At 61.7% G+C, this 18,882-nt stretch carries 13 protein-coding genes and 4 pseudogenes; 11 read left to right on the top strand and 6 right to left on the bottom strand.

Annotated features, from left to right (window positions below; genetic code table 11):
• Positions 1-89 precede the first annotated feature (89 nt).
• The 8 genes and pseudogenes from OMP38_RS18740 (at position 90) to OMP38_RS18710 (ending at position 8,117) form a co-directional block, all read left to right on the top strand.
• Positions 90-1,241 (top strand): mandelate racemase/muconate lactonizing enzyme family protein, encoded by a 1,152-nt coding sequence (locus tag OMP38_RS18740; RefSeq protein ID WP_277566460.1) that lies wholly within the window; start codon positions 90-92, stop codon positions 1,239-1,241.
• 13 nt (positions 1,242-1,254) lie between these two features.
• The gene (locus tag OMP38_RS18735; RefSeq protein WP_277566459.1) at positions 1,255-2,271 is read left to right on the top strand and encodes a galactitol-1-phosphate 5-dehydrogenase; all 1,017 of its coding nucleotides are present in this window, start codon (positions 1,255-1,257) and stop codon (positions 2,269-2,271) included.
• On the top strand, positions 2,268-3,110 hold the full coding sequence (locus OMP38_RS18730; protein WP_277566458.1) for a fumarylacetoacetate hydrolase family protein: 843 nt from the start codon (positions 2,268-2,270) through the stop codon (positions 3,108-3,110). The genes OMP38_RS18735 and OMP38_RS18730 overlap by 4 nt, the downstream gene beginning before the upstream one ends.
• 16 nt (positions 3,111-3,126) lie before the next feature.
• Positions 3,127-3,483: pseudogene (locus tag OMP38_RS36020) on the top strand (SDR family NAD(P)-dependent oxidoreductase); the annotation flags it as partial.
• Positions 3,484-3,508: 25 nt separating this feature from the next.
• Complete coding sequence (locus tag OMP38_RS18725) at positions 3,509-3,895, top strand: SDR family NAD(P)-dependent oxidoreductase (RefSeq protein WP_277566457.1); 387 nt, start codon at positions 3,509-3,511, stop codon at positions 3,893-3,895.
• A gap of 327 nt (positions 3,896-4,222) precedes the next feature.
• Positions 4,223-5,425, top strand: coding sequence for an IS256 family transposase (locus OMP38_RS18720; RefSeq protein ID WP_277564084.1), 1,203 nt, complete (start codon positions 4,223-4,225; stop codon positions 5,423-5,425).
• Positions 5,426-5,946: 521 nt separating this feature from the next.
• Positions 5,947-7,122, top strand: coding sequence for a CapA family protein (locus OMP38_RS18715; RefSeq protein WP_277566456.1), 1,176 nt, complete (start codon positions 5,947-5,949; stop codon positions 7,120-7,122).
• Between the two features lie 122 nt (positions 7,123-7,244).
• Entirely contained in the window at positions 7,245-8,117 is an 873-nt protein-coding gene (locus OMP38_RS18710) for a hypothetical protein (protein ID WP_277566455.1), read from the top strand.
• A 164-nt stretch (positions 8,118-8,281) separates the two neighbouring features.
• Here the strand turns inward: OMP38_RS18710 and OMP38_RS18705 are convergent, their stop codons facing one another.
• The 5 genes from OMP38_RS18705 to OMP38_RS18685 are packed head-to-tail and all read right to left on the bottom strand — an operon-like array spanning position 8,282 to position 11,088.
• Positions 8,282-8,581, bottom strand: coding sequence for a metal-sulfur cluster assembly factor (locus OMP38_RS18705; protein WP_277566454.1), 300 nt, complete (start codon positions 8,579-8,581; stop codon positions 8,282-8,284).
• Between the two features lie 28 nt (positions 8,582-8,609).
• Positions 8,610-9,842 (bottom strand): hypothetical protein, encoded by a 1,233-nt coding sequence (locus OMP38_RS18700; RefSeq protein WP_277566453.1) that lies wholly within the window; start codon positions 9,840-9,842, stop codon positions 8,610-8,612.
• Between the two features lie 14 nt (positions 9,843-9,856).
• Positions 9,857-10,471, bottom strand: a complete 615-nt coding sequence (locus tag OMP38_RS18695) for a DUF2249 domain-containing protein (RefSeq protein ID WP_277566452.1) — start codon at positions 10,469-10,471, stop codon at positions 9,857-9,859.
• Positions 10,472-10,492: 21 nt separating this feature from the next.
• On the bottom strand, positions 10,493-10,831 hold the full coding sequence (locus OMP38_RS18690; RefSeq protein WP_277566451.1) for a hypothetical protein: 339 nt from the start codon (positions 10,829-10,831) through the stop codon (positions 10,493-10,495).
• A gap of 23 nt (positions 10,832-10,854) precedes the next feature.
• Entirely contained in the window at positions 10,855-11,088 is a 234-nt protein-coding gene (locus OMP38_RS18685) for a DUF2249 domain-containing protein (protein WP_277566450.1), read from the bottom strand.
• Positions 11,089-11,334: 246 nt separating this feature from the next.
• Between OMP38_RS18685 and moaA the strand changes: the two are divergent.
• A pseudogene (gene moaA / locus OMP38_RS18680) lies at positions 11,335-12,340 on the top strand (GTP 3',8-cyclase MoaA).
• A gap of 451 nt (positions 12,341-12,791) precedes the next feature.
• Here the strand turns inward: moaA and OMP38_RS18675 are convergent.
• The gene (locus tag OMP38_RS18675) at positions 12,792-13,139 is read right to left on the bottom strand and encodes a cupin domain-containing protein (protein ID WP_277566449.1); all 348 of its coding nucleotides are present in this window, start codon (positions 13,137-13,139) and stop codon (positions 12,792-12,794) included.
• A gap of 293 nt (positions 13,140-13,432) precedes the next feature.
• Here OMP38_RS18675 and OMP38_RS18655 point away from each other — a divergent pair.
• Positions 13,433-17,134, top strand: a pseudogene (locus tag OMP38_RS18655) (nitrate reductase subunit alpha).
• A pseudogene (gene narH / locus OMP38_RS18650) lies at positions 17,124-18,594 on the top strand (nitrate reductase subunit beta). Before OMP38_RS18655 ends, narH begins: the two co-directional pseudogenes overlap by 11 nt.
• Positions 18,595-18,882: the final 288 nt, after the last annotated feature.

Raw genomic sequence — 18,882 nt, 5'->3', positions numbered from 1 at the left:
TCCATTGATGTATACAAGTGTGACATCTTGAGCGTCTAATTCCGCCGTGCTACGTTTAACTCATCCTTTTCAGACGGAGGTTAAGCGGCATGAAAATTACGGACGTGCGCACTTATATCGTGGGGAACCCGTGGAAAAACTGGCTGTTCGTGCAATTGGATACGGACGAGGGATTGACCGGCCTAGGGGAAGGCACGCTGAACGGGCTGGCCAAAACGGTCGAAGCCGCGATTCACGAGCTGAAGCATCTCGTGCTGGGCATGGATCCTTTCGACGTGGAGACGATCTCGCTCAAGCTGATCCGCGACGTCTATTCGGACGGCGGGCAAGTGCAAGGCTCCGCGCTGGCGGCGATCGAGACCGCGTGCTGGGACATCATGGGCAAGGCGACCAAACAGCCGATCTACAAGCTGCTCGGCGGCAGGTGCCACGACAAGCTGCGCTGCTACGCCAACGGCTGGTACCGCGGCGGCAACGACGAAGAGAGCTTCTACAACCAGGCGAAGGAAGTCGTCGAAAAGGGCTATACGGCGCTGAAGTTCGATCCGTTCGGCGCGGCCTGGCGCACCGTCGAGCGGGCCGATTTTGCGAACGCCGTCCGCAACATCGCCGCCGTCCGCCAGGCGGTCGGGCCGGACGTCGACATCCTCATCGAGGGGCACAACCGGTTCAGCGTGCATACCGCCCTGCAGTTCGCCGAAGCGATGGCGCCCTACAGCCCGACCTGGTTCGAAGCGCCGGTGCCGCCGTCCCGCGTCTCGTCGGTCGTCGAAGTGGCGAAGCGCAGCCCGGTGCCGATCGCCTGCGGCGAAGACTACTACAACCGCGAGCAGTTCGCCGAGCTGCTGAAGCACGACGCGGTCCATATCATCCAGCTCGAACCGCAGTTTCTCGGCCTGACCGCCTCCAAGCAGATCGCCGGCATGGTCCACGCGCACAATGGCGTTACCGCGCCGCATAGCGCCCAAGGCCCGATCTGCTCGATCGTCTGCTCCCACCTGAATATGGCGACGCCGAACTTTTTCATTCACGAGATTTTCGACGACTTCAACCACTCGTGGGCCCAGGACATCTTCAGCCCGCCGTTCAAGGTCGTGGACGGCTATCTCCAACCGCCCGAACGGCCGGGTCTCGGCGTCGAGTTCAACTTGGAGGAAGCCGCCAAGTATCCGTACGCGCCGGGTCACTGGCTGCCGCTGTTCAAGCAGGGCTGGGAGAAGCGGGAGCCGGTCGAATCGTGAGGAGGGAACAGGCATGAAGGCGCTAGTCTATGAAGGACCGCGCACGATGAACGTGAGGGAAGTCCCGCTGCCGGCGCTGCAGCCGGACGAGGTGCTCGTGCGCGTGTCGCACGCGGGCATCTGCGGCTCCGAGCTGGGCGGGTATCTCGGGCACAATTCGCTGCGCAAGCCGCCGCTGATCATGGGGCACGAGTTTGCGGGCACGATCGCGCAGGTCGGCGAGCGGGCGGCCGGCTTCCAGGTCGGCGATCGGGTGACGGCGAATCCGCTGGTCACCTGCGGCGAATGCCGGTACTGCCTGAACGGGGCGTCGCAGCTGTGCGGCGCACGCCAGCTGCTCGGCGCGCACCGGCCGGGCGCGTTCGCGGAGTTCGCGGCGGTGCCGGCGCGGAACGTATACCGGCTGGACGACCATGTCTCGTTCGCGGAGGGCGCGCTGGCCGAGCCGTACGCGTGCGCGATCCACGTCTGCCGCCTGCTCGGGCTCGCGCCGACGGACCGGCTGCTTATCTATGGCGCGGGTCCGATCGGACTGTTCGCGCTCCAGGCGGCGTCCGCGTACGGCGTCCGCGATGCGGTCGTCGTCGATCTGAACGCGTCGCGGCTCGAGATCGCCCGCGAGCTGGGCGGCATCGCGGTGACGAGCCTGGACGACCTGCCGGACGGGATCGGCGAAGGGTTCGACGCGGTCATCGACGCCGTCGGCGCGGAGGCGACGCGGCAGCGGAGCGCGGCGGCCGCGCGTCCGGGAGGGACGGTCGTCTTCACCGGACTGCACGAAGCGGACAGCCGGCTGCCGGTCAATGACATGATCCGCGCCGAGATCGGCACGAAGGGCGCATTCGCCTACTCGCGCGACGACTTCGAGACGGCGCTGCGCTGGATCGGGCAGGGGCGGATCAACCTGCTGCCCTGGACGGAGACGACTTCGCTTGCCGAAGGCGGCGCCGCCTTCGAGAAGCTGATCGGCGGGCCGGGCAAGATCGCGAAGATTTTTCTAACGATAGAACAGGAGGCGCAGCTTGGATGAAGCTCGTGCAGTTTTACGACAGGCAGGATGAAGCGCGCAAGCTTCAGGTAGGCGTACTTAAGGGAGAAGACGAGGTTGTCGCTTTAAACGTGAAGGGGACGATGCGGGACGTCATTGAGTCGGGAGACGTGGAGGCATTGGCGCAAGGGGCCGCTTATCGGCTGTCTGACGTGAAGCTGCTGTCGCCGCTCACCGATCCGGAGAAGATCGTCTGCATCGGACTGAACTATCACGACCACGTGATCGAGTCCAACATGCAGGTGCCCAAGGTGCCGGTCCTGTTTCCCAAATACAACAACTGCCTGACCGGACACGAGGACGAGGTGGCCATACCGGCCGAAGTGACGCAGTGCGATTACGAGGTGGAGCTGGCGGTCGTTATCGGCAAGACGGCCAAGCGCGTACCGCTTGAATCGGCCATGGATTATGTGTTCGGCTACACGGTGCTGAACGATGTGAGCGCGCGGGATATCCAGCTGAACGAGCCCCAATGGACGCGCGGCAAGGCGATCGACGGCTTCGCGCCGACGGGGCCGTGGATCGTGACCGCCGACGAGATCTTGGATCCGGGCAAGCTCGGTATCTCGCTCAAGCTGAACGGCGCGACGATGCAGGATTCGAACACGAAGGAACTGATTTTCGATATCCCGTACCTGGTCTCGTTTCTCTCCAATACGATGACGCTCCGGCCGGGAGACATCATCAGCACGGGGACGCCGCCGGGCGTCGGCATGGGGAAGAAGCCGCAGGTGTGGCTGAAGCCGGGCGACGTCGTCGAGGCGACGGTCGAAGGCATCGGCACGCTGCGCAACACGTTCGTGTCCGAGCGAATCCGATGAGCGAAGAGGTGCGGCGATGAGCTGGGAAAATAAAGTCGTGATCGTAACGGGCGGCGGAGGCGGCATCGGACGCGCGGTCGCGATGCGGTTCGCGGGCGCCGGCGCATCGGTCGTCGCGGTCGGCCGCACGCTGTCGAAGGTGCAGGACGTCGCCGACGAGATCGCGGCGGCGGGCGGTCGCGCGATCGCGATGGCCGCCGACGTCTCGTCCGAGGCGGACGTGACGCGGGTCATTCGGGATGCGCGAGAAGCGTTCGGCCGGATCGACGTCATGGTCAACAACGCCGCGGTATGCCCGCAGGTCCGGCTGACCGACATGAGCCTGGACCAGTGGAACGGCGTCATTACGAACAATCTCACGTCGGTCTTCCTGTTCTGCCGGGGGGGTCGTTCCGGTCATGCTGGAGCAGGGCGGCGGCGTGATCGTGAACGTCAGCTCGGTGCACGCGCTTGCGACGCTGGACGGCTACTCGGCCTACGCGGCGTCGAAGGCGGGCATCGCGGGGCTCACGCGGGCGATCGCGCTCGACTTCGCGAAGCAGAACATCCGCGCCAATACGGTGCTGCCCGGCGCGGTGCGGACGCCGATGCTCGAGAGCAGCGTCAAAAATCTCGATACGCCGCGGGACGAGATCATGAAGCAGTGGGACGAGTCGCAGCCGATCGGCCGCGTCGGGCAGCCGGAGGAGATCGCGTCCGTCGTGATGTTCGCGGCCAGTCCCGACAACTCGTTCATGACGGGCGCCACGCTGGTCGCCGACGGCGGCATGACGGTGGAGCTGTAGTCGCGGACATAGCGCAATTTTGCGCTATGCTTGAGCCTGAAGCGAGCGGACGGCAGTCGGCGGAAGTGCGCGCATGCGAGCATAGCGCAATTTTGCGCTTTTGTTGAGCCTGAAGCGGGCGGGCGGCGGTCGGCAGAAGTGCGCGCATGCGAGCATAGCGCAATTTTGCGCTATTGTTGAGCCTGAAGCGAGCGGACGGCGGTCGGCAGAAGTTGAGTCCATATAATTGTGTAAAATGGATGGCCTCTTGAAAATAAGGAGAGCCATGAAATAGAACCTCGTCTAGAATGGAGTTGTCGAGACAACATTCAAGGGAGAGGGCTATTCATGGCTCAGTATCAGATTACACTAGACGAGGCACTATTGCATCAATTGTTTATTGGACAGGCACGTGACGAGGGAGTGGCCAAGCTGCTGGAGACGGTGCTCAACCAGGTGTTGAAGGCGCAAGCAACAGATCAACTGGAGGCCGAACCTTACGAGCGTACGCAAACCCGTCAAGGCCAGCGAAACGGCAGTTATGCGCGAGGATTAACGACACGGGTAGGCAAGCTGCAGCTGGAGGTTCCGAGGTTTCGAGACGGCCAGTTCTCCACAGAGCTATTCGCCCGGTATCAACGTAGTGAGCAGGCGCTGGTGACATCCCTTATGGAGATGGTCGTGAACGGCGTCTCGACGCGGAAGGTTCAGCGGATTACAGAGGAACTTTGCGGTACAACGTTTTCGAAATCCACAGTGAGCGAGCTGTGTAAGCAGTTGGATCCGCTGGTGGAGTCTTGGCGCACGCGTTCCTTGGAGGAAAAGAGCTACCCGTTTGTCATTGTGGACGCCATGTATGTCAAAGTTAGAGAGAACGGTCGGGTGCGCTCCCGTGGCGTGTTAACCGGCTACGGCATCAACGAGCACGGTAACCGTGAGGTGCTTGGAATTTCCATCGACGATACCGAGTCCGAAGCGAGCTGGAGTGCATTCTTTGAGGGCTTGAAGCAGCGTGGACTCCATGGCGTAGACCTGGTCATCAGCGACACGCATGGCGGCCTTGTCCAAGCGATTAAGCATCACTTTCAAGGGGCGACATGGCAAAGGTGTCAGACGCATTTTACGCGAAATATTCTAGATGTCACGCCGAAGGCACTACAATCCGAAATAAAGGCGGCTCTGCGCTCGATATTCGAAGCGCAGAACCTGGAGAGCGCGAGAAGGCTGCTGGAAGAAACGCAAGAGATGTACCAGGAGAAAGCGCCAAAGGCCATGGAGACGCTGGAGCGAGGATTTGACGACGCCACAGCGGTACTGGCATACCCGGAAGAGTACCGGGTAAGAATCCGGACCTCGAACGGCATGGAGCGAGTCAACCGGGAGATCCGTCGGCGAGAATCGGTTATACAGATTTTTCCGAACCGTGAATCGGTTATCCGATTAATCGGTGCCGTGCTCATGGAGCTCGAAGAATTATGGAGCAACAAGCGCTTCATGGACATGACAAGGTACCATGCGTGGCAGAAAGAGCGTGCGAAGAATCAAAAGTAAGCAACAAAATTCGTCGACGAGGATTTTACACATAAATATGGACTTGACCTCGGCAGAAGTGCGCGCATGCGAGCATAGCGCAATTTTGCGCTATGCTTGAGCCTGAAGCGGGAGGGCGGCAGTCGGCGGAAGTGCGCGCATGCGAGCATAGCGCAATTTTGCGCTATTATTGAGCCTGAAGCGAGCGGGCGGCGGTCGGCAGAAGTGCGTGCAAGCGAGCATAGCGCAATTTTGCGCTATGCTTGAGCCTGAAGCGAGCGGACGGCAGTCGGCGGAAGTGCGCGCAAGCGAGCATAGCGCAATTTTGCGCTATGCTTGAGCCTGAAGCGAGCGGACGGCGGTCGACTGAAGTGTGTGCATGCGAGCAAACGGGACGAAGCGGGAAATTCCTAGCTTCGTCCCGTTTGCGTTTTGCGGCGTATATTTGTTTACCGGTTCGTTACCGGATGGATACAACCTTTCTGCATTTTTGAAATATCTCGCTGATACATTGATAGAAAAAGCTAGCGAGGTGATCGACTTTGAAACGTTGGCGCAAACCTTTAGGCCTGTTGGCCGTCGCCGCGGCGCTGGGCGGATGCGGCGCGCAGCCGCTTGGCGGCTCGGAGGCCCAACAAGCCGGCGCTCCTCATACGCCGCCGGCCTCGCACGCCGGCGCGCCGATCTCCCAGGCTGTCTCTCAGACCGGCAACCCGGCCGGCGAAGCGACGCCGATCCCGCTGTCCGTCAAGCAGACGAAGCCGATCGAGATGATGTTCGCCGGCGACACGATGATGGACGGCAGCGTCAAGGAAGCGATTCGCCGGCACGGCGCCGATTATCCGTTCAGTCAGATCAAAGACGAGGTGAGCGCCGCCGATTATGCCGTGCTTAATCTGGAGACGTCGGTGACGGAGGCGTCGGATAAAGACCTGAACCAGCGCTTTAATTTCAAATCGGAGGCAGGCTCGCTGGAGGGGATCAAGCGCGCGGGCTTCGATATGGTGTCGCTCGGCAACAACCACGTGCTCGATTACAAGGAGAAAGGACTAAGAGATACGCTCAACAACGTCGAAAAGGCCGGCTTGCGCCATGTCGGCGCGGGCCTCGACGTGGAGGAGGCTTTTCGCTTCGAGACCGTTCGGCTGAACGGCGCTACGGTCAAAATAGGCGCGGTGACGCGCTTCATGCCGACGACCGCCTGGATGGCGACCGCCAAGAAGCCCGGCGTCGCCAGCGCTTACGAACCGGAGAAGGTTCTCGCCGCCATTCGCGACGCGAGCGCGGGTGCGGATTACGTCCTTGTTTTCATCCATTGGGGCGTGGAAAATACGACGTCCCCGCAGCCCTGGCAGCGCAAGCTGGCGGCGGATATGCTGGACGCGGGCGCCAGCGCGGTCATCGGGAGCCACCCGCATGTGCTGCAGGGCTTCGAGTTTCACGAGGGCAAACCGATAGCGTACTCCATCGGCAATTTCCTTTTTCCCGACTACGTGAAAGGAAAGAAGGCGGACACGGGCCTGCTCAAGCTTACGCTGGATAAAGGGCAGGTCGGCATTTCCTTCCACCCGCTTTCTATCCGGAACAACCGGATCCTGAGGCGGGATGCGGCGTACGAAGCCGCGCAGCTGGCCTATCTGGAAGACCTGTCCTTCGGCGCAGAACTGCACGATCAGGCGTTTCTCGAGAAAAATAAAGGCCGAACAGCGCTAGATTAAGACTTCCGGCGGATCGGGAGAACCTCTTCAGGTCCGGCGGCGAACTCATCTCAAGGCCGTTCCGGCCTGCCAGTCCCTTCCATTAAAGTGAAGGTACCAATTCACGGAAGGGAAGCGGGGATATGAGGAGCGATACCGTCCAAGGGGCGAAGCGCGGACAACGATGGTTCGAAGGAGAAAAGGGGCTGCTTTTAACCGGTCTGCTCGGATTTGTGCTGGCGGCGGCGTGCGGGATTTGGACGCTGATGAACGGAGGAGAAGTCCCGCCGGGCGGCGACGTCTCCAAAGCGTTCTCGTTCAACGCGGCGCTGGGCGTTTTTCTGCTGTCGACCGCGGCGATCCTGCCGGTGTCGGCGCTGGGCGAACGAAGCCGAGCTTGGTTCAGGAGGGTTTATATCGGTCTCGCCCTGTACGCATACGGCGCGGAGACGATTCAAAACTTCCGCGGCGTCAATCCGAGATTCGTCGAGAACGGCGCGGCCCTCGACCAGGCGGTCGGCAATCTGTTCGCGTTCGTCGCGCTGCTTCTCGTTTTGTTCTATCTGTACGTAGGCGTGCAGTTTTTCCGCGCGAGAGCCTATAGGCTTCGTCCGGAAGTGGCGATCGGCATCCGCTACGCCATGATCGCCGTCACCGTCTCGTTCGCGGCAGGCATCTGGATCTCGGTCAACCAGGGCCGGCTCACCGGCGCGGACGGCAACATCATTTGGCTGCACGGACTCGGCTTCCATGCGCTTCAGGCCGTACCGCTGGTCGCCTGGCTCGTGGAGCGGACCAACGCGAATGCGCGGGCGCGTCGCGCGCTGGTTCATATCGCCGGCATCTCGTATCTGCTCGGACTCGCCGCGATCGGCTGGCGGACGATAGACGGCCGGTCCCTGATGGAATGGTCGCCGCTGCCTATCGCAGCAGGCGTCTGCTTCCTGATCTCGCTGGCCGCCGGCGCGTCGGCGCTGCGCCGGGCCGTGCGGATCGCGGACGGGCGACGGCAGTAAACGGACAGTGGGAGCATAGCTCCTTATTAGCACCAATCGAATAAGCATAACGCTCTTTAAAAAAACCGCGTTCGCGCGGTTTTTGCGTTTTCAAATAAGACGCTAAAAGAAAATCGCTCCAAAATAAGACGATATATGCCTAATGGCCGCAAAGTAGGCGTGCCTCAGAAGTAGCCGAGCATGTCCTTCGCTTCCTCGGACATCAGGCCCGGCGTCCAACGAGGCTCCCAGACCATGTCGACGTCGATGCGCGGCTTGCCGGTGCGCTCCTGCAGCATCCACTTGACGGCGCCGACGATCGTATCGTGCAGCGGGCATCCGGGCGTGGTCAGCGTCATTTTCACGTAGATCAGGTCGGGCTCCTCGCGCAGCTCATACACGAGGCCCAGATCCACGATGTTGACGCCCAGCTCGGGATCGTACACTTCTTTTAGCATGGAACGCAGATGTTCGACGTTGTCCATGTAGGTTCACTCCCTTCGGGATATCGGATTAACGGGCGAACACGAGACCGATCATAGCGATATAAGCGACGGAGAAGAGGGCAGACGCGGTGCCCGCGATCGCGATCAGCATCGGCGCGCCGGCGGCGATGCCGGCCAGCAGGAGCAGGCTCGACGCCGCGATCGCGGCTAAGCCGGCGTTCGCTTTTCGGTCGTTCAGCAGGTTGGCCATGAGCGGCGTGCCCGGTTTGCCCGCTTGCTTGCCGTATTTATGCGTCCACCAGAGGAACGGCACGATCTTCGAGGCATAGCCCAGTATCGTGAAGCTGACCCAACCGACCAGATACACCCAGCCTGCCGACAGCACCGAACGGGCGCTTAGCATGCGGTCCGGATACGCGAGGCCGTAGATCAGCATGGCGATCGTCAAGCAACCGAACGCCTGGCTGCCGTACACGGTCCAGCGTATGCCGGCGCCGGGATTGCGCTTGTGGCGGTGCTTGCGGATCTGCAGCAGATGGACGTTGTAGAGGACGACCGCCGCTCCCAGCAACGACGCCGCGAACCAGACGAACCGGACGTTGCCGCCGGCCAGGAAGGCCGCCGCGCCCGCGAGTACGGCCGCGTTCCACAAGGCCAGCACCCACGTCTGCAGCCGGGTCGGATAATCGTGCGACAGATAGAACATCGGCAGCATTTTGTAGCTGAAGCCCGTGATGAGCAGCCCGAACCAACCGATCGTCCCGAGCCAGATATGGGCGCCGAAGATGCGCTCGTGGTAGGCGGCCCACTGTCCGGTCGCGAAGTTGATGCCCATCGCGAGGCCGGAGAGGCCGGTCAGCGCCAGATAGAGCACCGCGCACGCGGCGCTGATCGTGACCGGATCCCACTTCGAGGCGCGGATCAAGGTGACCGCGATATTCCAGGCGAAGGCGAGGATGCCCGCGAGCGCCAGCGTGGCCGACGCTGCCAGCCAGTAAATCTTGCCTTCGATGAAGCCGTACAGCAAGCCGGTCAAGCCGACCGTGAACGATACGTAATGGACGTACCCGAGACGGATGCTGTAGAGGCTGGATTGGAGGATGACGCCGATCAGTTGATAGACGGCGCCCATGGCCAGCATGGTGGCCCATCCCAGGACGAACAAGTGAACGTGGAACCAGCCGTTCTGTTCGCGCAGCTCCTCGCCCAGCCACCCGGACAGCGACGACAGGGAGGCGGCTTGGAAGAGCACGAACCCGATGATTCCCGTGACGATGAACAGAAAGGGAAGGCGGGACATAAGCGCGTGCCTCCTTACGGTTTTCGAATGCGTACCTTGGCCGAGCCGTCGGATTGCTCCTCTACCGTATAAGGGTAGCCGAGGCCGTGCAGCTCCTCGATCAGGAACATCGGGACGCGGTCGTTGTGAATGACGACCGCGTCCCCGCTGCGGCAGCGGTCCAGCGCGGCCAACGTGCGCATCATCGGCTTGGGAGGCTCCAGCCCGCGGTTGTCGAGCTCCACGATCCGGGGCGCTGCAGCCGCGCCGTCGGCCTGGGCGCCGGTATCGTCGGCGAAAGTGCCCTGACCCGGCGCTCCGCTTGCGTCGCCAGCACACACGCCGTCGCTGGCTGGCGCACGATCGGCCGCCCCGGCGCCGGCGCCGGGATCCAGCAGCCAGCTTTTGTTTTTCTTGTGGACGAAAGTGGAGATCCAATGCTCTTTCCCTGCTTGCTCCGCCTTGCCCGCCAGCCCCTTCATCTTGAGCACGCCGAACAGCGGCGTCGGCTTGAACGTGGCGTGGAGCACGAATATTTCGTCGGCATTCAATGACTTGACCGTATCCATAATCAGCGAGAACGGCTCCAGCTTTTTGCGAAGATGGGGCCTGACGTCCAGCTCGACGACGCGTGCGGCGCTCCGATCCATGGCTTGGCGACCTCCTTCTTGTTATTCGGCGGCTAAGGGTGCTGTCTGCCGTTTGGCTTGCCCGTACAATGCGGCCATGCCGCCGTACAGCGCGTAGAAGAAAGCGTCCGGCGCATCCATGGAGAAGGACAGGTATTCCTTCGGATCGATGCCGAGCATCTTCTCGAACAGGCGCGCGCTGTCGTAAGCGTAGAAGCAGAAAAACGTGAAGCCGAACGCAGGTATTTTCTCGAACAAGGTGACGATCTCGGATGCGTATTCGTCGAGGCCGGCCGCGGCCTCGCGAATCATGAAGACGGCGTCTTCGAGCGTCGCCTCGATCCGGATCGTGGTCGCGTCGACGATATGGACCGTTGCCATGGCGCCCTCGCCTCCGTCTTCCGTCAGATTTTGCCGATTCTTACTTGATAGACCGCGGGTCCTTGTTGGATATAGCTCCAATCGAATCGTCCGGGATTCGAAGACTCGAATTGGTAGCGCAGCGGCACGGGGTCGTGGTCGTTGATCAACAGCATCGCCTCGCCGGGCGACAATTTGTCGAACGTCTCGAAAATGACTTTGTGCTTCAGATGCGGGGGATATTCGGTGGCGTTGACCGTAGCGGCGAATGAGCTCATGGTTAGATTCCTCCTGGTCGGATAGTGTGATCATGTTCCCGATTATAGAGAGGATGCCGCGGGCTCATTGTGAGCCGCGTCACACTTCTAAAAAAAAAGCTGCAGGCCGAGCCCGGCCCTGAGTAAGGCTTCGCCGTGACTTGCGTCACAGCTGGGCCCGGCGCGCTGTTTTATACTTTTTCCGATACAGAACTGGATGGCGCAAACCGGCAGGCGGGGGCGCCCGGGGGAAGGAGCCTGATACGAATGGCACAGAAGCTTATCGATAAATACGGCAGGGTTCACGATTATCTGCGAATCTCGGTCACCGACCGGTGCAACTTGCGCTGCGTATACTGCATGCCCGAGGAAGGCATGCAGTTCGAGCCCGATCACCGCATCATGACGAACGAGGAGATCGCGGACGTCGTTGAAACGCTGGCGCCGCTCGGGATTCGCAAGCTGCGTATCACGGGGGGGAGAACCGCTCGTTCGCAAAGGCCTGGACGGGCTGATCGGCCGGCTGTCCGCGATTCCGGGCATCGAGGACATTGCTTTGTCCACCAATGGCATTTACCTGGCCAAATTCGCCGAAACGTTGAGAGCGGCGGGAGTCGCCCGCGTGAATATCAGCCTGGACTCCCTGCAGCCGGACCGATTCGCCAGGATCACCCGGGGCGGGGATGTATCGCGGGTACTCCAAGGGCTGGCGGCCAGCCGGTGCGCCGGCTTCGATCCGATCAAGCTGAACGTCGTGCTCATGAAGGGGATCAACGACGACGAAGTCGAAGCGTTCCTGCGGATGACGCTGGAGGAGCCGATCCACGTCCGGTTCATCGAATACATGCCGATCGGGTACGAGGGACGCGATTGGAAGGCGGGCTATCTGCCGCTCCGCCACGTGACCGAGACGTGCGACCGGCTTGGCTGGCGCTACGCGCCCGTCAAGGATGTGTACGGCAACGGCCCGGCGGAGAGCTACCGGCTCGAAGGAGCGCCGGGCACCTTTGGCCTGATCCATCCGGTCAGCGACCATTTTTGCGCGACGTGCAACCGGCTCAGGCTGACCGCGGACGGCAACATCAAGCCTTGCCTCTATTGGTCGGACGAGTTCAACGTACGCAAGCACGTCGGCGATCGGGCCGCGATCGAGGCGATGTTCCGCAGGGCGCTGGACGAGAAGCCGGAGTCCCACGAGATGGCGCTTGCGCTGGACGGCGCGAAGCAATCACGGCTGCCGACGGCAAGACGGATGTCCCAGATCGGCGGATAAGCGAGCGGCACGCGATCCGCCGGGCTAGCAGGACTGCTCCGCGTTCGATAGCTGTTCAAAAGCCGTTATTTCCCTGGATCGCGAAGTCCTGGCGGGAATAAGTGCTGAAGCGCAGTTAAAGGGTCACTTTTGAACGTGATGGCCCGGTTTTGATTTCATTAATTGCGTTTGAACACTTATTTCATCTCCGGTCCGGTTCAGCGCGCAGATTAACTGCTTTTGAACACTTATTGCCCGCCAGCTCCCCGCTCAACTAGATCAAGATCAGCGCGACACCTCCAATTTACCAGGCAACGGTTTCTTTCTGTTTCAAAAACGATAGGGGCCATCTCTAAGGTCGGTTAATGAGCCTTTTGAGAAGGCCCCCTTTCATTCCTCCCTGTCGTTCGTCCTTCCGCGCGCGGCAAAAAAGCCCCCGCCTGTCATCCAGAAGGGGGCTGCAACCATGGGCCTACAGGTTTTCCGCGTAGCGTTCGTCGGGCAGCTTCGTGAGCGTCACGTAGAGGCGCACCGGATCGGAGCCGTTATTCTCGAAGGAAAAGTTCGCTTCGCCTCCGCAAGTCACCGCATCCTCCGCCTCTACCGCGAGCCGGCGCTGGTCGAGCACGAGCTCTCCCTTCCCCTCCAATACGAGCAAATAGACCGTCGAGCCGGGATGCTTATGCACCGGCAGCCGCTGCCCTGGCAGAAAATGAAGCACAAAGGTCACGCTGCCTTCCGTCTTGAACACGACGCGCTTGGTAAAGGATTCGGGGTTGTAGGCCTTCAGCGCGCCGAGCGATATTTTTTCCGCGTCCATCGTTGAACCTCCCTGACGGCTCCCGCGAGCCGGTTGCTCTTGCTTCATTCCGATTGTAATCCAGTCGGATGCAGGGGATTGTGACCTGAATCACAAATGAACGCCGATCTTCCGCGAAGTTTTCCCGCGGTCCGCTCGGATCATGAAGGTTTTATGAACTTGTCGGATTTCGCATTATTTTTAGCCGAACCGTGATTTATATCACATTGGTCGCGAGTGTCCGGATGATACATTGAGGAACAGAATGCGAGCAGCAGACAGGTGGATCGCGCACCGGGAACAGGAGGAAAACCATGGGCAAGTCCAAATCGCCGTTCTACGAGAAGCTCAAATACTTTTCCAAGCGGGAGCGTCATGCCGACGGATGGAGCGAGGTGTCGCCGGCAAGCAGGGACTGGGAGGACGTCTACCGCAGAAGGTGGCAGCACGACAAGGTCGTGCGTTCGACGCACGGCGTCAACTGCACGGGCTCCTGCAGCTGGCAGATCTTCGTGAAGGACGGCATCGTCACATGGGAAAATCAGGCGACCGACTACCCGTCGACCGGGCCGGACATGCCGGAGTTCGAGCCGCGCGGATGTCCGCGAGGTGCCAGCTTCTCCTGGTATCTCTACAGTCCGCTGCGCGTGAAATATCCCTATGTCCGCGGTGTGCTGCTCGAACTGTGGAGAGAGGCGCTCAAGCGGGAGGGCGATCCGGTGAAGGCGTGGGCCAGCATCGCCGAAAACCCGGAGCAGGCAGAGCGCTACAAATCGGCCCGAGGCAGAGGGGGGACTCGTGCGGGCTTCGTGGGAGGAGACCACGCAGATCGTCGCAGCCTCGATGATTCATACGATCAAGCGCTACGGGCCTGATCGCGTGCTCGGCTTCTCGCCGATTCCCGCGATGTCGATGGTCAGCTACGCGGCGGGCTCGCGCTTTTTGTCGCTGGTCGGCTCGCCGCTGCTGAGCTTCTACGATTGGTACGCCGACCTGCCGCCGGCATCGCCGCAGATCTGGGGGGGACCAGACCGACGTGCCGGAGAGCAGCGACTGGTACAACTCCGGCTACATTCTGGTGTGGGGCTCCAACCTGCCGATGACCCGCACGCCGGACGCGCACTTCCTCGCGGAAGCCCGTTACAAGGGGACGAAGGTCGTGTCCATCAGTCCGGATTATGCCGAGTACGTCAAGTTCGCGGATACGTGGATGTCGGTGAAGCAGGGGACGGACGGCGCGCTGGCCATGGCGATGGGCCACGTGATCCTCAAGGAATTCTACGTGGACAACGAGACGGATTACTTTATCCAGTATGCCAAGCAATACACCGACTTCCCCAATCTGATTCTGATCGAAGAGCGCGACGGCGGCTACGCGCCAGGCCGCTTCCTGCTGGCGGACGATCTGGGCCAGGGGGGTCAACAACGCCGAGTGGAAAACGGTCGTCTACGACGACAATTCCGGTACGCTCGCGGTGCCGAAGGGCAGCCTCGGATTCCGCTGGGGCGAGGAGGGCACCTGGAACCTGCGCATGGAACAAGCGGACGGCGGCGGACCGATCGACCCGCGCTTGTCCATGCTCGGCGTCCATGACGAAGTTCTGAAGCTCAAGCTCCCGTACTTCGACGACGCTGGCAGCCATGTGATGGAGCGCGCCGTGCCGGTCAAGCGCATTCAAAGCGGCGGCAAGACACGGTACGTGACAAATGTATACGACCTGGTGCTGGCCAAATATGGCGTCGACCGGGGCCTTGCGGACGATGCGGGCGCCGATGCCGGCGCCGGCGGCGAACCGAAGCCTTTCACGCCGGCCTGGCAGGAGGGGATCACGGGCGTCGACCGCGGCACCGTCGTGCAGATCGCGCGCGAGTTTGCGCGCAATGCGGTCGACACCAAGGGCCGGTCCATGGTCATCATGGGCGCGGGCATCAACCACTGGTACAACTCGGACGTCATCTACCGGGCGATCATCAACCTGGTCATGATGACCGGCTGCCAGGGCGTCAACGGCGGCGGATGGGCGCATTACGTCGGTCAGGAGAAGCTCCGGCCTGCGGAAGGGTGGCAGACGATCGCGTTCGCGAGAGACTGGACGGGACCCGCGCGGCTGCAGAACGGCACTTCGTTCTTTTACTTCGCTACGGATCAATGGCGGTACGAGGAGACGGGGACCCAGGGCCTGGTCACCCCGCTGGCGGGGAAGCCGCGGTACGACCACGCGGCCGACTACAACGTCATGGCCGCCCGGCTGGGATGGCTGCCGTCCTATCCGCAGTTCAACCGCAATTCGATCGAGCTGTACAAGGACGCCGAGCAAGCCGGCGCCCGCACCAAGGAAGAGATCGGGGCCTACGTCGCCGGCCGGCTCAAGGACCGAAGCCTGCGGTTCTCGATCGAGTCGCCGGACGATCCGGAGAATTATCCGCGCGTGCTGTTCGTATGGCGGGCGAATCTGATCTCGAGCTCGGGCAAAGGACACGAGTACTTCCTGAAGCACCTGCTTGGCGCCAAGAACGGCCTGCTCAACGACGATTCGGTGAGCTTCAGGCCGCGCGAGATCGACTGGCAGGCGCAGGCGCCCGAAGGCAAGCTGGACCTGATGGTCAACCTCGACTTCCGGATGGCCGGGACCGCCCTGTATTCGGACGTCGTGCTGCCGGCCGCGACCTGGTACGAGAAGAGCGACCTGAGCAGCACGGACATGCACCCGTTCGTGCATCCGTTCAACCCGGCGATCTCCCCGCAGTGGGAGTCGCGCTCGGACTGGGACATTTTCAGGGAGCTGGCCCGCGCCTTCTCGGACATGGCGGCGCGGCAGTTCGACGCGCCGCAGAAGGATATCGTCGCGACGCCGCTGCTGCACGATTCGCCCGACGAGCTGGCCCAGCCGCACGGTATCGTGCGCGACTGGAGCAAGGGCGAGTGCGAGCCGGTGCCCGGCAAGACGATGCCGCACATTCACGTCGTCGAGCGGGATTATGCGGCCGTCTACGAGAAGATGATCTCGCTCGGGCCGCTCGTCAAGGATAAGCCGATCGGCACCAAGGGCATCTCCTGGAGCGCGGCGGAGGAGTACGACAAGCTCAAAGGCATGCTGGGCGTCAACCGGCGCCAGGGCCTCGCCCAAGGCTGTCCCGATCTGAGCACGGACCGCAACGTGGCGGAGGCGATCCTCACGCTGTCCTCGACGACCAACGGCAAGATGGCGGTCCGCGCCTGGGAGTCGCTCGAGAAGAAGACGAACCTGCATCTGAAGGATCTGGCGGAGGAGCGTTCCGAGGAGTGCTTCACGTTCGAGGAGATCACCTCGAGGCTCAAGACGGTCATCACCTCGCCCGCCTTCAGCGGATCGGAGAAGGGCGGGCGGCGGTATTCCCCGTTCACGACCAACGTGGAGCGCCTCATTCCGTGGCGTACGCTGACGGGCAGGCAGCAGTTTTATATCGACCACGAGCTGCTCCGCGAGTTCGGCGAGACGCTGGCGACGTTCAAGCCGACGCTGAAGCCGACGCCGTTCCATCCGAACAGCAAGCGGCCGGTGGAGGGCGGCAAGGAGATCGTCCTGAACTATATGACGCCGCACAGCAAATGGTCGATCCACAGCATGTACTACGATTCGCTGCCGATGCTGACGCTGTTCCGCGGCGGTCCGACGATCTGGCTGAACAACGAGGACGCGGCCGACACGAAGATCGCCGACAACGACTGGATCGAGTGCTTCAACCGCAACGGCGTCGTCGTCGCCCGCGCCGTCGTATCGCACCGCATCCCGCGGGGCATCGCCTTCATGTACCATGCGCAGGACCGGCATATCAACGTCCCGGGAACGCCGATCTCGCAGACAAGGGGCGGCACCCACAACAGTCCGACCCGCATCCACGTCAAGCCAACGCATATGATCGGCGGGTACGCGCAGCTGAGCTACGGCTTCAACTATTACGGTCCGACGGGCAACCAGCGGGACCTCAACGTCATCATAAGGAAGCTGCAGGAGGTGGACTGGCTTGAAGATTAAAGCGCAAGTCGGCATGGTCATGAACCTGGACAAGTGCATCGGCTGCCATACGTGCAGCGTCACTTGCAAAAACACGTGGACGAATCGTCCCGGCGCCGAATACATGTACTGGAACAACGTCGAGACCAAGCCGGGCGTCGGCTATCCGAAGCAGTGGGAGGACCAGGATCTCTACAAAGGGGGCTGGGAGCTGAAAAACGGCAAGCTCGAGTTGAAATCGGGCATCCGCGCCAAGCGCCTCCTGAACATTTTCCACAATCCGGACCAGCCGACGATGGACGATTACTTCGAGCCGTGGACCTACGAATACGAGAAGCTGACGAACAGCCCGCCGCGCGAGCACCAGCCGGTGGCAAGGCCCAAGTCCAAGGTGACCGGCAAATATATGAACCTGGAGTGGGGCCCGAACTGGGAGGACGATCTGGCCGGCGCGAACGTGACGGGCCTGGACGATCCGAACCTGAAAGGTCTCGAGGAATCGATCAAGATGGACTTCGAGCAAGTATTCATGATGTACCTGCCGAGAATCTGCGAGCACTGCATCAATCCGTCATGCGTATCCTCCTGCCCGTCCGGCGCCATGTACAAGCGGGAGGAGGACGGCATCGTGCTCGTGGACCAGAATGCCTGCCGAGCCTGGCGCTTCTGCGTGTCTGAGCTGTCCTTACAAGAAAGTGTACTTCAACTGGAAGACGAACAAGGCGGAGAAATGCACGCTCTGCTTTCCGCGGATAGAAGCCGGCCTGCCGACGATCTGTTCGGAGACCTGCGTCGGCCGGATTCGCTATCTCGGCCTCATGCTCTACGATGCCGACAAGGTGAAGGATGCGGCGTCCGTCCCCGACGAGAAGGATCTGTACAATGCGCAGATGGGCGTCTTCCTCGATCCTAACGATCCGGAGGTCGTCCGCGAAGCCCGCAAGGCGGGCATCCCGGAGGACTGGATCGAGACTGCCCAGCGCTCCCCGATCTACAAGATGGTCATGGATTGGAAGATCGCGCTGCCGCTGCATCCGGAATACCGGACGCTGCCGATGGTCTGGTACGTGCCGCCGCTCTCTCCGATCACGAACCGGATCGAAGGACAGGGAAGCGCGCTCGATCCGGGAGATATTTTCCCGGCGATCGACAGCATGCGGATTCCCGTCGAATATCTGGCGAATCTCCTGACCGCAAGGGATACGGGCATCATCCGGGACGTGCTGCGCAAGATGGCGGTCATGCGGATTCATATGCGCAACAAGCAGACCGGTCGCGAGAGCGACCCGGCGCTGCTGGACGGCATCGGCCTAGACGCGCAGACCGTCGAGGACATGTACAGGCTGCTCGCTATCGCCAAATACAACGACCGCTTCGTCATCCCGCCGGCGCATCGCGAGCAAGTCGCCGACATGTTCAACGAGCAGGGCGCTTGCGGGCTGGACTTCGCGGGCGGCCCCGGCTCATGCGGCGTATTCTGATCGGAGGACAATCGGATGAACAACGAAACCAAGCAACGCCTGCTGGGACTGCTGTCCCATCTGCTGCAATACCCGGACAGCGAGTGGCGGGAGCGTCTGCCCGACATTCGCGGGGAGCTGGAGCCGGCGCCGGACGCCTGCCGGCGGGAGATCGCCGCATTCCTGGACGAGGCCGAGGCAGTCGACGGCGTGATCTGGCAGGATCGCTACGTGCGGACGTTCGACTTCGGCAAAAAGTCGAATATGTATTTGACCTACGGCCGGCACGGGGAGGAGCGGGAGCGGGGG

Origin of the sequence: Cohnella ginsengisoli (assembly GCF_029525555.1) — a bacterium.
Taxonomy (GTDB): Bacteria; Bacillota; Bacilli; order Paenibacillales; family Paenibacillaceae; genus Cohnella; species Cohnella ginsengisoli.
This window is presented reverse-complemented; position numbering and strand designations above follow the sequence as displayed.

What these genes read in the sequence shown, in the direction of transcription:
- OMP38_RS18740 (WP_277566460.1), top strand. Translation starts at nt 90, where the DNA reads ATGAAAATTACGGACGTGCGCACTTATATCGTGGGGAACCCGTGGAAA.
- OMP38_RS18690 (WP_277566451.1), bottom strand. Translation starts at nt 10,831, where the DNA reads ATGGCAACGGTCCATATCGTCGACGCGACCACGATCCGGATCGAGGCG.
- OMP38_RS18725 (WP_277566457.1), top strand. Translation starts at nt 3,509, where the DNA reads ATGCTGGAGCAGGGCGGCGGCGTGATCGTGAACGTCAGCTCGGTGCAC.
- OMP38_RS18700 (WP_277566453.1), bottom strand. Translation starts at nt 9,842, where the DNA reads ATGTCCCGCCTTCCCTTTCTGTTCATCGTCACGGGAATCATCGGGTTC.
- OMP38_RS18685 (WP_277566450.1), bottom strand. Translation starts at nt 11,088, where the DNA reads ATGAGCTCATTCGCCGCTACGGTCAACGCCACCGAATATCCCCCGCAT.
- OMP38_RS18705 (WP_277566454.1), bottom strand. Translation starts at nt 8,581, where the DNA reads ATGGACAACGTCGAACATCTGCGTTCCATGCTAAAAGAAGTGTACGAT.
- OMP38_RS18730 (WP_277566458.1), top strand. Translation starts at nt 2,268, where the DNA reads ATGAAGCTCGTGCAGTTTTACGACAGGCAGGATGAAGCGCGCAAGCTT.
- OMP38_RS18720 (WP_277564084.1), top strand. Translation starts at nt 4,223, where the DNA reads ATGGCTCAGTATCAGATTACACTAGACGAGGCACTATTGCATCAATTG.
- OMP38_RS18710 (WP_277566455.1), top strand. Translation starts at nt 7,245, where the DNA reads ATGAGGAGCGATACCGTCCAAGGGGCGAAGCGCGGACAACGATGGTTC.
- OMP38_RS18675 (WP_277566449.1), bottom strand. Translation starts at nt 13,139, where the DNA reads ATGGACGCGGAAAAAATATCGCTCGGCGCGCTGAAGGCCTACAACCCC.
- OMP38_RS18735 (WP_277566459.1), top strand. Translation starts at nt 1,255, where the DNA reads ATGAAGGCGCTAGTCTATGAAGGACCGCGCACGATGAACGTGAGGGAA.
- OMP38_RS18695 (WP_277566452.1), bottom strand. Translation starts at nt 10,471, where the DNA reads ATGGATCGGAGCGCCGCACGCGTCGTCGAGCTGGACGTCAGGCCCCAT.